The organism is Aureibaculum luteum, from assembly GCF_003449015.1.
In the GTDB taxonomy this organism is placed as follows: Bacteria; Bacteroidota; Bacteroidia; order Flavobacteriales; family Flavobacteriaceae; genus Aureibaculum; species Aureibaculum luteum.
Genome location: NZ_QRGD01000012.1, coordinates 44,511 through 58,935 on the forward strand (window position 1 = coordinate 44,511; position 14,425 = coordinate 58,935).

The following is a 14,425-nucleotide window of genomic DNA, read 5'->3' on the forward strand; positions in this document are numbered from 1 at the left end:
AATGTCAAAAAGTGGATACATATTAATAGTAGCATTATTAGTGAGTTTTAATGCATTTTCACAACCTAAAAGAAGTTCTAGGCGAGTAATTGACAATGTTATTATATATCAAGATGTTACAAAGAAGACACACTATTATTATGTGGCTTATGGTTTAAAATTAGTCAAAAATAAAGAAGGTAAGCCGAATTTTAAATTTATTCAAATGAGGCATACGGGTACAAAAGTAACTGAAAATGAAAATTCCAATAGTTTTAAAAGTTTAATAAATTTTAGAGTAGCAATAAATACCCCAACTAAAAATACCATAAATGCAATCATCTCAAAATTAATAAATGCAGGTGTTAAAATTCAAGAATTAAAACCAATTGCCATTAGCAACATAGATACAGAACTAGAGTACGTTACAAATAAGAAAACAACTGATACTTTATCTGAAAATTTTAAAAATGGTTTTTTTGAAAACACAGAAAATAGCGGGGCAGATCAAAACTGGAAAGAACGCTATTTTACATTACGATTAGAGACTGAAGATGCTCAATTATTCAAAGAGAGTTTAGAAAATAATAGACCAACTATAAGTCTAAATTATACTTTTTTAGCAAAGTTTTCAGGAGGTGATTTAGATGAAGTTATAGCTTCAGGTTCTACAGAACTTATTAAGGAATTTGAAAACGAGAACAGTGAAAATACCATAGATGTAAATGTTTTATCAGAAGCAATTGTAAAAAATGGATCACTTTCCATTGATATCAATACCGATAAGTGGCCAGACTTAATAAAACAAGTAGATCTTAATGAACGGCTACCTTCTGAATATGCAGCCTTAGATGTTTATTGTTATGATTTCAATAATATGATAAGAGATGACCTATCCGCAAAAATTGTTGAAATTAAGGCAAAAAGTGTTAATGGAAAAGAAGTTGTTTTTAAAAATGTCTTTTATAAAGAACAACCCGATATCTATGCAAAAACCATAAAATTTATCTACGCTGTAAAATTAAGTGAACCTTATGAGTATAGAGTAACAGAAATATATAATGATGGCACTTTAAAAAGAGAAGAATGGATCGAAAAAAAGCAATGGAACGGTATATTAGATATTACCAGTGAAATTGAAAGTAATTAGATAACAATAATGAATTATGAAATATAATAAGACGCTAATTGTAACCTTAATATTATTTTGTTTTGGTTTAACATATTGTTTTTCACAAGTCAATTATGATGAAGGAAGAAGAACAATAAATGGGATTCAATTGTTACAAGATAGTAATGATAAAAAAGCATTTTATTTTTTACCAGACTACCCAAGAATTGCTGTTAATAAAGCTGGTGATTTTGAACTGATGGGTATCAAATATATTGGAGAGAATGGAGAATCTAGTGGAGGATTATTTCATGCCCTTATTCAATTTGATTTACCTGAAGAGGTTTTGTCTACCATAGAAAAAAAACTTAAATCACTAGTTCCTGGAGCTAGAATTGTTGGTGCGGTTCCATTATTACAGGAAACCCAAAGCGGCGAAAATGTAAGTACCGGTTTCAAGGTCATATCATCAATATTAACAAATACGGAAGGTGAAAATCCTTTTACTTCAAATCTAATTGCCGCTGGCCCTGCACTTACGCAAGGAGGAAAAACAGCATTTGCTGCAAAATTGAATATGAATGGAGCGACATTATTATTTAAATCTCTTGAAAGTGGAACATCAGATGTTTCGGTAGTTGTAAGCGGATACTATGAAGCAAAGGTAAAAGCCTATAACGCAGTGGTTACTGCTGAAATGTCTACAATTTATAAGCACTTTAGTGAGATAAAAAATATTCAAGGAGGATTTACCAAACGGCAATTAAGAGATATTACTGATAAAATGATACAAGATCAATTAATTAGCATTGATGTCTTTGATCGTTCTGAGGGGTTAGGTGTAAAAACCAGTGACATGGATGGAATATTAAATATAATAACAGAAAAGCTTACAGATGTAATGTTTAATGTAGAAATAGGATGGGCAAAGCAACCTGTTAAAGAAACCGCTGTTGAGAAAGGTCAACTTAAAGGGCGTCAAAAAAGAGGTTGGTTCAGTAGTGTTTTTGGTGGAACAAAAATAGGCCTGACAGGGGTAAGCATTTCTGGGAAAACTAGAAACGACAATTATGTTACTGATGATCAATTGGTAATTAAAAATAGAGAAGATATCAAAATAAATAAGTTCTATTTAAATTTAAATAAATCTACAACTATTAAGGTGCCAGTTACTTCTTCTGGCAATATTGGTGGACTCTATAATATTCTAAAAGAGGAAGCAGGTGATAAGTATTTTAAAATTGTGAATTTAAATGACTCCGATTTTATGATGAGAGATATTATGTTTCTTATAGACTTAGCTTATGTTGAATCGTTTAGTGAAATTTTAAATTCTGTTACTGTTTCTTTTAAAAAATATTATAAAGCCGGTCAAGATGAGATAACAAAAGATATTATTTTTAACAATACAGACTTGGCAAATGGCACTAATTATAAAACGCTTTCATACCCACGACTAGGATTAAAAAAAGCAAACTGGTTAGATTATGAATATAAACTGAATTGGAGTTTAAAAGGGAAGTCAGAAACAATTCAAATTCCTGAGAATAAAGATGAATGGTTAAAATCTAATACGCCATCTATTGTATTAACCCCTCCATTTAAAAAAAGAAATATAGAAATTGATGCTGACAAGAGTAGTTTTAGTGCATTAGGAATTAATTCTTGTACTATACGGTTTTTTGTGATTCTTAACGGAAAACCAACACCATATAAAGTACAAGTATTAAGAGCTGATGATGTTGAAAGTACCACGAAAATAAATGTGTACCATGATGAAAATGAGCCAATTATTTATCAAGTCACTTGGTATATGGGCAGTGAAAAAATAGAAGAAGAGGCCAAGCCGTTAAATGATGAAAATTATCTGTTTTTGATGACTCCAAACCAATAAGAAAAAAGATGAAACTAAAATATATAAACATACTATTCTTGAATTGCCTATTCCTGTGTTCTTTGCAAGGACAAAAGATATTGATAGATCAGGGAATACAGGCAGATGGTCTTTTGTGTTTTCCTGTATATAAACAGCCAAATACATTTAAGTATTTACCATTGAATGCTGGTTTTTCTCTTACTAAAGAGGGTTTACCAACATTTTCTTATATGCGTTATATTATTGAAAAACCTACAAAAGAAGAATCAAGTAATTCTATTACAAAAGCTGATGGTGGAGGAATTTTACACTTCTTAGTTCAATACAATACACCAGTAGAAAAAATAGCAGAAGCAAAAATATTTTTACAAAAAAAATTCAACACGAAGGATATCAAAATTAGTGGGCCAATTCAATTTAATAAGGGAAGATATACTATGGTGTCTTCTATATTAAACTCAAAATCTGGAAAAAAGGAAAAAAGAGTGATAGAGTCTGGAGAGACCCCAATTACAGAAAGAACCAATCTCGCAGCTACTTTTAACGTAGATCCTTTAAAGTCTAAATTATTATTGGAAAGTTTAAAAATGGCAACATCAGATGTCTCTTTAGTTTTTGAATTATCATTTTCCGGATTGACTGATAGTTATGAAGCTGAGGTTGATATTGATTGGTCTGAAATAAAAAAAAGCAAAAAGTTTGATGCTGGCGGTAGTGCCTATTTTATTGGAGCTGACATTGGTTTAGCATTTGACAGTATGCGAAGAGATAATGTAATAAAACTAACAAGCGTAGGCTCTGATTCAGCTATGGAAAGTTTGGTACAAACTATATATGACAAACTTATTGGTTTAATGTTTACTAAAGTGCCTCTAGAACAAGTATCAGAAGAGAATAAAGGAGGTATTGAAGAGTCAATAGGAGCATTAATAGGTCCAAATGGAGCCTTAGGAAGTCGAAATACAACAGGTTTTGGGTTCAATGTGGCTTATAAACACAAAGAATATAAAACTACAGGTAAAAGCCATTTAGTATTTAAAGGGAGAAGTGATGTTAATAGAACTCATTTTATCACTTTTAATATGGGAAGCTTGTATAAAGAATATGGAAGTAATCAAAATATTTTCAAGGAAGTACCACTTTGGGACCCCACTTTTCAGCAACGTGAAATCTTTATAGGTTTGGATGGTGATGTAAAGAAAGAGTTCGAGAAAATGATAAATAGTGTTACAATAAAAATGAAGAAACAGCATCAAGATGGTACAGAAACTATTAAAGAAGTTTTTTTAACAAAAGATACATATCTAAAAAAAGATGGAAAAGTTGGAATTTCCTATCTAAATCATAAGGACACTGACATTGATATGTGGTTAACGTATCAATATCAATCCATTTGGAAGTTTGTTGGGGGTGGTTCTTATAGTAGTGATTGGAAAAAACAATCTACCGCTATGATAAATTTATTTGTACCATTTAACAGAAAAACAATTGAAATAATGGGAGAATTAGAAACCCTAAGAATTCAAAACATTGTGGCAACTTCGATCAATATTTCCTATGATTTTTTTGGTGAAAAACGAAATGAAAGAGTAAAAGTATTTCCGTCTGATACACTTAGTGAAAAATCATTTGAAGTCACTTTACCTCGTGGTCAGGATACGATAAACTACTCCATGATGTGGTTTGTTAAAGGGGAGCAACCCATAAAAAAAGCAGGAATAAATACACATGGAATTTTATTTATTGATGAAATACCAAAAGAATGAAAAAAATGCAATTCCTCTGAAATATACTTTATAATAAAACAATAAAATTATAAATATTAAGACAAATTTAATTTCACATTAAAAATTCAATTATGAAAATAACTTTAAAACTAGCAGTTATATTTATCAGCCTTATAGTGTATACTCATAACATTAAAGCACAAATATTAGATAGTGATAACAAGTTAACCATTGTGCTAAAAGATGGACTACAAGTGACATTGTTAGGACAGTCAATCAGCATGTCTGATCAGAAATCTAAAAATTATTTCTACTTACCTACTAATCCTCATTTATCTTTAGATAAAGAGGGTACACCAAAATTTATGCTCTTAAAATACATGACAGAAAAAGGAGCCAATGAAGGAGGTGTAAGTGGTGCCTTATTTCATATGCTAATGGAATGGGGTTTGACACCAAAGCAACAAACAGAGTTAGAAGGGATTCTTAAAATCGGAGGACAAGGAGCAAGAAAAGGTAGCATTTTAAAAGGAGCAGTTGATGTAACCCCAGATGGCGATAATTCATTTCGAATAATCTCTGCATTGTTATCCGATCCAAATAGAGCGGGAAAAGTTGTTATGTCAAAAAGAGCTCCTATAATGCCAGGAGCTGCATCTTCTTTTGCTTCTAAAATGGATAATATAGAAGCACAATTAATGATAGCATCTTTAGAAAAAGATCGCTCTATTGCAGATTTATCGTTAGAATTATCTTTTAAGTATGCTGTACAAATGCCTGCTGCTAAAGGAAGGGCAATAATTAATTGGGAGAAAATGCATACGCAGTTTAAACAAGACTCAGCTTCGTACTCGAATAAGAAAAAAGGCCATTGGTGGTGGAAAAAAAACACAAGAAACTATGATGAGGTTCACAAGTTTATAGAAACACTTGAGGAGAACAAGATTATAGAGCTAAAATGGGAAGAAAACATCGCTGACGATAGAATAAGTCAAATGCGAGAAGCATTCTTTCAGTTTTTCTTGGATAAAATGTCAAATGTTGAAGAAGAGAATACTACCTCACCACCTACAGAGCAAGAACAAGAGGCGATGCCAGATATAAAATACGGAAAAAAATATACGTTCAATAAAACCTATTTCGAATCTAATTTTCAGAAAAACACACAGGTATTTGATTTTGATGCCAAATTGGCTGTAAATAAATATTTCTCTGTAACAGGTAATTTAGCAGACTGGTACGATGCTGTAAGGGATAATGAAAAATGTGTAAATGAGGTTACTTTAAATGACCCCTTTTTCGAGCACAGAACTATCGACTTTATATTAGACTTAGATGCCATAGATATTTTCGAAAAAGAAATTAATTATGTTACTGTTAATGTACGCAAAAAGCGAAAATCAGGCAATGATTTTAATAAACACTTTACAATGGATCTAGCATATTTAAAGGAGAATGGACCCACTAAATCAATCAGTTATGCAATGGGAAGCGATGTGGATGGAGAGGCTTATGAGTATAAAATACAAAGTAGTTTACGAGGCGGTAAACTATTCCCTGAAAACCCAACCTATAAAAAAGCTGATTTGGCAGGCATCACCTTTTCAGCCCCAATTGAAGGAAGAACAGTAGAATGCGAAGCTGATCTTGAAGAGTTATCTGCTTTGGGAGTAGTTAGAGCAACTATTCAACTTAGGTATTACAAGTTTGGCAAGGAAGTTCAAACAAATGTTCCCATAACAGTATCTAAAGGTGTCTCTATTATGGAAAAAACAATCTTTATGGATGCAGATACACAAGGTTATGCCTACCAATTAATAGTAGATTATAAAGACCCTTCAAAAGGTAAAATGGCCTTTGGGTGGCAACCCAAGATTAATGATGATTATGTATACGCGGCAATACCAACAGAAGTGTTAGATGAAAATGTAGCATTTATTGAAAAGGTAATTGAGGCAGGTAAAGTAATTGTAAAACCTTCAAGTGATGGCAGTATTAATAAAGCCTCTGGAATATTAGATCGATTTAAAGATGTAATAAATATTGTAAAAAATTAATAAAACTATAAACGATGAAGACCTTATTAAAGTTTTGTATAGTGTTAGTCTTAGTGTTTGGATTTAGTGATTCTATGTCTTCTCAAAACAAAAGTGACTTTACAATGCAAATTGTATTAGATAAAAATGTGGATGTAGGAGGATTAACATTATATCCAGGCGTTAAGGACAAAAATTCTTATTGGTATTTGCCAAATAAATTAAAATTGGCAAATAATGAAGATGGTACTCCTAAATTTTCTTTAATAAAATGGGTGTATAATGAAGAAAGTGATGCAGGCGAAGGTATTGGCGGAGGTGTACTGCATTGTGTTTTTGGTTTTGAAGTAACTAAAGAAGATGTGGAAAAAGCACAAGAAGAGCTAAAAGGGATTAATCCAAAAGGAAAAATTGTCGGTGCCGTTACCTATAAAAGCGGAGTAGTAAATGTTTCTGTTCCAAAGCTCAATGATCCTGATTCGCATGAATATGTAGGAGAAACGAAAGCACCCATTATGGATAATAGTTTTATTGCTATTAATTTATTATTGGACAAACGTTCTACCTCTCTGCTTTGGGAGTCTTTTAATACACCCAACCCTGTAGTCACCTTCAATTTCGATATGGTTATTGCAGGCTATAACTCTCCAATAGAAGCATTAATAATAATTAATTATGATAAAGTATACAATACCAAAAGGTTTAAAGCAGGAATTGCGACTTCTTGGGCCTCAAGTGATATAGATGCACTTGTTAAGGAAACAGTAAATAATGGTGCTATTAAAATTAAAAGCATAGGGGCTAATTTTACGTTTGAGTCATCAATAAAGGAGGCCATAAAAGCTGCTAAGGGTGCCTTTTTTAAAGAAGATATAGATACCGCAATACCTAAAGTGCCATCTAAGTCTCAGAATAAAGCCAAATCTGCTTCACAATTATTAGCAGAGAGAAAAAAAACTGTAATAAAAGAAAGGGGCGAAATAATAAAAAGGAATAATGCCAAAAAAGATGAAGCTACCAAAAAAAACAAAGCTGCTTTAGAGAAATCGAATAGCGAAAAAAAGGATGCAGAGAAAGCAATATCAGCGGCAAGAAAAAAAGCAAATGGAGCAAGTGTTGCGGCCGTTAAAGCAACAAAAATAGCAGATAAAAAAGCCGCTGACTTAAAAAAAGCAGTTGAAAATAAAAAAATAGTGAACGATAATGATGATGCTCTTGCTTCAGAAAAAGCAAATGCAGCTAAAAAGGTGGTTACGGCAAATAAAGAAGCGAAAAAAGCTAAAGAAAGTGCTATTGAGAAAGGGAAATCTGCAGAAAATGAAGCTTCTAAGGCAGAAGCAATAGCAGCAAGTAAGTCTGGTGATTTGACAAAAATAGCACAAGTTTTCGATGCAGAATTAGAAGAGTTACCGGAAATACCCTCTATACAAATCACGGCATCTTATACTGTCAAGAAAATCAGAAAAACAGGTATAGATTCAATAAGTTTTAAAGAGAGTCATCCTACTGTCGTTAATGCCCCTTTTGGAGGTAACTTAGAGATAAGTAGGTCAAGTTGCCCCAAATGTTTTTTAGAAACCAATTTAGACGATGATGTATTTAAACAGCGGGAAATAGTTACAGTATTGGATGGATTAAATGAGAATGATTTTGTTAAATATATCAATTACGGAACAATACAATTACGTAAAAAACATGAATCAGGAAAAGTTACCTATAAACAAATTAGAATTACGCGAAATGAATTTAAAAAAGAAGGCAACTTGTTTAAAATGATTTATGGTTGGAAAGGAGATGTCAACAGGTCTAATTGGTTTAATTATGATTATCAGGTTAATTGGAGCTTTTTTGGTGGAAACGATATTGAGACAGACTGGTTAAGTACAAATAAAAGTGTCATTACGCTAAGCCCCCCAATTTCTAGACAGGTAATTACTATTCGTGCAGAAAAAGAACTTTTAATAGCGAATAAAGTTAGAATTGTAGATGTTAAAGTTTATTATAATTTAGGTGGGAGAGATTTAATAAAATCATTTACTATATATACAAAAGCTGAAGTTTTAAGTGGGCAATTAGAGTTTATGCTACCTGTTGGAATACAGGTATATGATTACGAAATCACATGGAGACTATCTGGAAATAGAGAGATTAAATCTGGTAGAAAAACTACAAGTACAGGAATACTTTTAGTTGATGAACTACCCAATTAATAATATAAATTTTAAAACAATTAATTATGAAACGAAAAATCACATTAATTTTAGGAGCAATACTTATTATAAGTATTTCACAAATTCAAGCACAAAAAACAATTAATTTTCGATTAATCATTAACGATCACGAAGGTAAACCTTTAACAGGAATGTTCAGAATAGAAACTTCTGTAGAAGTAGATGGTTATGATGATACAAGTTACAAAGATATCTCTGTTTATAATGGGAAAGCATTCTTCCCAGTTGAGATGGAAATAAATGAAGAAGATTCAGGAACAATACTTGTGGCTTATTATCCTGCAGAGGAGCCTTACAATAGAATTCTAAGTACTCCAATTTTGGATGATGATAAATATAGATTGGAGTCAGAAATAATTGAGTTTACACTTCCAGATAGAAATGAACTTTTCTTTGAATTATCTTTTGGTTACAACGAACAAGAAATTATAAGCTCAACAAAGGTTGGAGCTGAACGCGAAGCTTCAAGATCTGAAGAAACAACAGAAATGATGAAGACTTATGCCGAAGCAGGCCTTGATATTTGGGTTTTTTCTGCAAAAGGAGGAGGAGAAATGGAAGATAGTGAGACGGAAACAAATACCGTTAGAGATAGAGAAATGACAGAAGACGAAGTGAGTAAAAAGTATATTGTTAAAATTCCAACAGGTGGGTTAATAATTGAACAGACGAATAAACCTTCTGAATAATATTACACTTTTAAGGATTGAGGTAGGGCTAAAACTGCCCTATTTCCATTCTTTAGTGATAAGTTTATTATTAATAAGGTATGATTTTTTATTATGAATTTATATGAAAATTCAAATCATTAATTGAATACTAAAAAACAATGCAAATAAAATGTACCATGAATAAAAGGAAACAAGATTATACAAATGTTAAACTCATTTCTTTTTTTGTTGTTGTTATCTGCTTTATTTTGCCATATTCGACTACTGCTCAAAACCAAGATAAATCTTCATTACCCACAATTACTTCATTTATGGTAACTAATAAAACTAAAGGAGATGAAAATGGGAGAAAAACCAATTGGATTGAATTCAGTTGGAAAACAACAAATGCAAACAGAGTAAAACTCTATAGAGATGGCTTAGAAATAAAAAGTCGTTCTGAACGCTCTAATAGTGAAATAGGTTGGCCCTCTTTTATGAAAAGGAGTTTTAAAATCCAGCATAGAAAATCGGCTATTTATGAGCTTGTGGCTGAAAATGATTATGGTAAAGTAACTGAAAAATTAGATGTCAAGTTCAAGAAAAAGAAAAATACTCAAACTGATACTGAACCTGAAATTCTTGATTTTAAAGTTGAACCAACAAGAATTAAATCAGGGGATCAAGTTCGTTTTTACTGGAAAGTAAAGAATGCATATAAAGCACATCTCTATGATAGTTTTGGGGAAATTACGTCGCGAATAAAATTTCCAACGGGTAATTTTGGTTGGCCTTTGACAATGGATGGTGAATACTCAGAACATTTAAACAAATCTGAAACTTATAAGTTGGTAGTTACCGGAAAGAATGGCACTGTGGCTAAAAGTGTTAGCGTATATGTAGAGGATAAGAAATGTAAATTAGTTGTTTCGGTTACAGGAATATATGACAAACATACGGATGGTATTGGTATATATAAAGTAAATTCCAATGGAGTCAATACGTTTTTATTCAAATCATCTGTCAATGAGCTCAATAAACAAGGACAGCTTTCTTATTGGTCTACTATAGCTTTACCAACTGGTAACTATTTTTTAGCTCCATATGGTGGAGGAAAAGATAAGAATGGGAATTTTGGAGTAATATATAATCCAAGGAGTATTGATTATACTTGTAAAGATGGCAATACTCAATATGTTACTATTAAGGCGGATGTGGCGGAGTATTAATTTTTTTTATACGTGTGATTGTAAATTTTTGAAAAATCTAAAATGGGACTGCCCCTAAGCTTCCAATAAATTGAAAATTTAAGCTGTATCTCCATTAGTCTTATAAATTATAAACCAGTAAACTTAGAAAAAATGAGAAGGCATAAGAATAAGAAAGTACTTGATTTTCAGAAAAACAATTTTAAACGATAAAAATGAGCACAATGTTATTATTCACAAAGACTGCTAGGTATTGACGAAATAGTGAAAGTATTTTTTTGTAGAATTTTTTAACATTGTAATATGATTTTAGAATAGTATTTCTTGCTTTCTAAGGCTTCAGTAAAACTTAAAAGTATAAACTATATAAATTACAAAAAATTAAATATTATGAATAAAATACTAGTTATCCTATACGGAATAGTAGCTTACATCGTCTTTTTAGTCGCATTTTTATATGCTGTAGGGTTTGTAGGAAATATTATAGTGCCTAAATCTATTGATACCGGTGTTGATGGGCCTTTGTTACAATCCGCCTTTATAAATATTGGATTGCTCAGCTTATTTGCCATGCAACATACTATAATGGCACGTCCCGCTTTTAAAAAGTGGTTGAGTAATTATGTAAATCCAGCTATTGAACGAAGTACATTTGTTTTACTATCTAGCCTTATTTTATTGTTAATGTATTGGAAATGGCAACCTATGACGGAAATTGTCTGGAACACTGATGGGCCAATTTCTTTGATCATTACCGTTATATTTTTTTCGGGTTGGTTAATCGTGCTCTTATCAACTTTTATGATCAGTCATTTTGAATTATTTGGGCTTAGTCAGATTTACGAAAACTTTAAAGATCGGAAATTGACCTATCCGCCTTTTCAGGTAAATTATTTTTACAAATTAATAAGACATCCTATGATGCTCGGTTTTATTATTGCCTTTTGGGCTGCTCCTACAATGACTCTTGGACGCCTTTTGTTTGCAGTTGTAACCACAACATATATATTCGTTGCGGTCAAATTACTAGAAGAAAAGGATTTAAAAAAGATAATTGGAGAAGAGTATGAAGAGTATCAAAAAGAGGTGCCAATGATAATTCCATTTTCTAAATTTAAAAAAAGTTAAAAGTGATTGCATATAACCTATGTTGATCTTTTGAAGAGATAAAATAATCACACCGATAAATATTACGTGACATAGGGACAATTATAATTTAATCCCGTCCTAATTGATTGGAATTTTAAATTGAAAATAATTAATTTAATATTCTTAAGAATTCAATAACCAATTTTTACAAACAATATAAAATTTAAAACACATGGAAACAAAATTTCCACTTGCTTTACTCTTAATTTTCGGAATTTTAGTAATAGGATGTAAAGAAAAAGAACAAAAAGTAGTCGTTGAAGAAGTTAAAATTGATTTAGTAAACGATGAATTTCCAGAAGCAAAAAAGGAAATAGTCGAAACCTTTGAGGCCATTGCACAAAGTTTAAAGGATGGTGATATGGATAAATTAATTTCCTTCCATGCTTATGGACCAAAGTTTACTGAATTTAAAGATGGTGCACTTCGTAATGGAGGAGAAGCAAATGAAACCTATGAACGTAAAGTTTTTAGTGGTGTTACAGAAGTAGTGAAATTTGATGCAAAAGATATGCAGATTGCAGTTTACGGAGACGTCGCTAATGTAACATTTCATTCTGATTTCCAATTAAAATTTGGTGAGGATCTCGTTGTTGTTAATGATCAAATAACCTTACTATTTGTAAAAACAGAAGAAGGTTGGAAAATAGTTCATGAACATCATTCTCCATTGAAGAAAGAAGATTAGGTCAAATAGTTATTAATTTCCAAAACGAGCAATTATGAAAACAAAAACTAACTTTATTTTATTTAGCCTGATGCTATTGCCAATAGCTTATTTTTTAAATATAACATTTTCAGAAATTACTTCAGAGCGACCAGCCAAGGCAGGATTAAATTTTATTAAATGTACGTCAACTAAGTATTTATTGACAGACATAGACACTACAAGACAAATCTCTCCACTTTTTGAAAATTTGGGAAATCTTAATTTCACTATTAGCACCAAAAATGAGCGGGTGCAAGCCTTTTTTAATCAAGGAATGAAATTGAGTTACGCTTTCAATCATGCAGAAGGACATCGTTCTTTTTTGGAAACGGCTCGGCTAAGCCCTAACACTGCCATGGCGTATTGGGGACAAGCATTTGCATTAGGTCCAAATATAAATGACCCACTACCAGATGATGAACGGAAACAAAAAATAAATGAGGCAATGGACAAAGCCTTACAGTTATTGTCTAAGGCTAGTCCCAAGGAAAAAGCATTGATTAATGCATTATCTGCAAGATATAGTACTGATTTAACAAAAGATGTTGCTGAACTGAATTCGGCCTATATGAACGCTATGAAAAAAGTGGTTCAACAATATCCTGAAGATGTAAATATTCAAATTTTGTATGCGGCATCAGTAATGAACACAGTGCCTTGGAATTATTGGGATAAAGATGGAAATCCATCCCCAAATATTAAAGAAGCCAAAGTAGCTCTTGAAAAAGCAATGGAGCTTGAACCTGAAAACCCTGGTGGGCATCATTACTATATCCATATGGTAGAATTACCTTATCCAGATATGGGTGTAGCAAGTGCAGATAAACTTATTACTTTAATGCCAGGAGCTGGTCATATTGTTCATATGCCTTCACATATTTATATTAGAGTGGGAAGATATTTAGATGCTGTTAAAGTGAATCAAGCCGCAATTTTGGCAGATGAAGATTATATTTCACAATGTTTTGCTCAAGGTATATACCCTTTGGGTTATTACCCACATAACATTCATTTTTTATGGTCATCAGCTAGTTTACTTGGAGCTAGTGATATTGCTATAGATGCGGCCAAAAAAACCGCTGAAAAAGTACCAACGGGAGAATTAGAAACCTTAACGTTTTTACAAGATTTTGCTGCTACACCGTTATTAGCATACACGCGGTTTGGAAAATGGAATGAGATTTTGACGATACCTGCTCCTAATCCGAAAATTAAGCATTTGAGTCTTATGCAGCATTACGCTCGTGGAATTGCTTTTGTAAGAAAAGGTAATGTAAAGGAGGCTCAAGAAGAGTTGGATGCTATTGCTGTACTTAAGAAAGATCCTGATTTAGAAACATTAGTAGCCACTGCAAACAATGCATCTATCCATGCCGCTAATATTGCTTTTGAAGTGGTGGCAGGAGAGTTAGCAGCATTAAAAGGTGATTATTCAACATCAATAGAACACCTTGAAAACGCAGTTATTTTTGAAGATGGATTAACCTATACAGAACCCGCTGCATGGCACATACCTACACGACAAAATTTGGGAGCGGTACTTTTAAAAGCTGGTAAATTTAGTCAAGCTGAAAAGATATATAAGGAAGATTTGAATATTTTAAGACAAAACGGATGGTCTTTAACTGGCTTATATCATAGCTTAAAAGCTCAAGGTAAAATGGAAGAAGCAAAAAAGATAAAAGTAGAATTTGAAAAGGCATGGGAACATGCCGATATTGAAATAGAAAGTTCTGTGTTGTAATCATA

At 32.0% G+C, this 14,425-nt stretch carries 10 protein-coding genes; all 10 read left to right on the forward strand.

Annotation, left to right across the window (positions count from 1 at the left end):
* Position 1 precedes the first annotated feature (1 nt).
* The 10 genes from D3P13_RS20200 (at position 2) to D3P13_RS20245 (ending at position 14,420) form a co-directional block, all read left to right on the forward strand.
* Entirely contained in the window at positions 2 to 1,129 is a 1,128-nt protein-coding gene (locus D3P13_RS20200) for a hypothetical protein (RefSeq protein ID WP_117885168.1), read from the forward strand.
* Between the two features lie 16 nt (positions 1,130 to 1,145).
* Complete coding sequence (locus tag D3P13_RS20205; RefSeq protein WP_117885170.1) at positions 1,146 to 2,984, forward strand: hypothetical protein; 1,839 nt, start codon at positions 1,146 to 1,148, stop codon at positions 2,982 to 2,984.
* 8 nt (positions 2,985 to 2,992) lie between these two features.
* Positions 2,993 to 4,732, forward strand: coding sequence for a hypothetical protein (locus D3P13_RS20210; protein ID WP_157972976.1), 1,740 nt, complete (start codon positions 2,993 to 2,995; stop codon positions 4,730 to 4,732).
* 92 nt (positions 4,733 to 4,824) lie between these two features.
* On the forward strand, positions 4,825 to 6,750 hold the full coding sequence (locus D3P13_RS20215) for a hypothetical protein (protein WP_117885174.1): 1,926 nt from the start codon (positions 4,825 to 4,827) through the stop codon (positions 6,748 to 6,750).
* A gap of 14 nt (positions 6,751 to 6,764) precedes the next feature.
* Positions 6,765 to 8,939 (forward strand): hypothetical protein, encoded by a 2,175-nt coding sequence (locus D3P13_RS20220; protein ID WP_157972977.1) that lies wholly within the window; start codon positions 6,765 to 6,767, stop codon positions 8,937 to 8,939.
* Positions 8,940 to 8,965: 26 nt separating this feature from the next.
* A complete protein-coding gene (locus D3P13_RS20225; RefSeq protein ID WP_117885178.1) occupies positions 8,966 to 9,649 on the forward strand; it encodes a hypothetical protein in 684 nt (227 codons plus the stop codon).
* Positions 9,650 to 9,807: 158 nt separating this feature from the next.
* A complete protein-coding gene (locus D3P13_RS20230; protein WP_117885180.1) occupies positions 9,808 to 10,839 on the forward strand; it encodes a hypothetical protein in 1,032 nt (343 codons plus the stop codon).
* 369 nt (positions 10,840 to 11,208) lie between these two features.
* Entirely contained in the window at positions 11,209 to 11,946 is a 738-nt protein-coding gene (gene mddA, locus D3P13_RS20235) for a methanethiol S-methyltransferase (protein ID WP_117885284.1), read from the forward strand.
* 193 nt (positions 11,947 to 12,139) lie between these two features.
* Positions 12,140 to 12,655 (forward strand): YybH family protein, encoded by a 516-nt coding sequence (locus D3P13_RS20240; protein WP_117885182.1) that lies wholly within the window; start codon positions 12,140 to 12,142, stop codon positions 12,653 to 12,655.
* A 34-nt stretch (positions 12,656 to 12,689) separates the two neighbouring features.
* Complete coding sequence (locus D3P13_RS20245) at positions 12,690 to 14,420, forward strand: tetratricopeptide repeat protein (RefSeq protein ID WP_117885184.1); 1,731 nt, start codon at positions 12,690 to 12,692, stop codon at positions 14,418 to 14,420.
* Positions 14,421 to 14,425: the final 5 nt, after the last annotated feature.

What these genes read in the sequence shown, in the direction of transcription:
- D3P13_RS20240 (WP_117885182.1), top strand. Translation starts at nt 12,140, where the DNA reads ATGGAAACAAAATTTCCACTTGCTTTACTCTTAATTTTCGGAATTTTA.
- D3P13_RS20245 (WP_117885184.1), top strand. Translation starts at nt 12,690, where the DNA reads ATGAAAACAAAAACTAACTTTATTTTATTTAGCCTGATGCTATTGCCA.
- D3P13_RS20220 (WP_157972977.1), top strand. Translation starts at nt 6,765, where the DNA reads ATGAAGACCTTATTAAAGTTTTGTATAGTGTTAGTCTTAGTGTTTGGA.
- D3P13_RS20205 (WP_117885170.1), top strand. Translation starts at nt 1,146, where the DNA reads ATGAAATATAATAAGACGCTAATTGTAACCTTAATATTATTTTGTTTT.
- D3P13_RS20210 (WP_157972976.1), top strand. Translation starts at nt 2,993, where the DNA reads ATGAAACTAAAATATATAAACATACTATTCTTGAATTGCCTATTCCTG.
- D3P13_RS20200 (WP_117885168.1), top strand. Translation starts at nt 2, where the DNA reads ATGTCAAAAAGTGGATACATATTAATAGTAGCATTATTAGTGAGTTTT.
- D3P13_RS20225 (WP_117885178.1), top strand. Translation starts at nt 8,966, where the DNA reads ATGAAACGAAAAATCACATTAATTTTAGGAGCAATACTTATTATAAGT.
- D3P13_RS20215 (WP_117885174.1), top strand. Translation starts at nt 4,825, where the DNA reads ATGAAAATAACTTTAAAACTAGCAGTTATATTTATCAGCCTTATAGTG.
- mddA (WP_117885284.1), top strand. Translation starts at nt 11,209, where the DNA reads ATGAATAAAATACTAGTTATCCTATACGGAATAGTAGCTTACATCGTC.
- D3P13_RS20230 (WP_117885180.1), top strand. Translation starts at nt 9,808, where the DNA reads ATGAATAAAAGGAAACAAGATTATACAAATGTTAAACTCATTTCTTTT.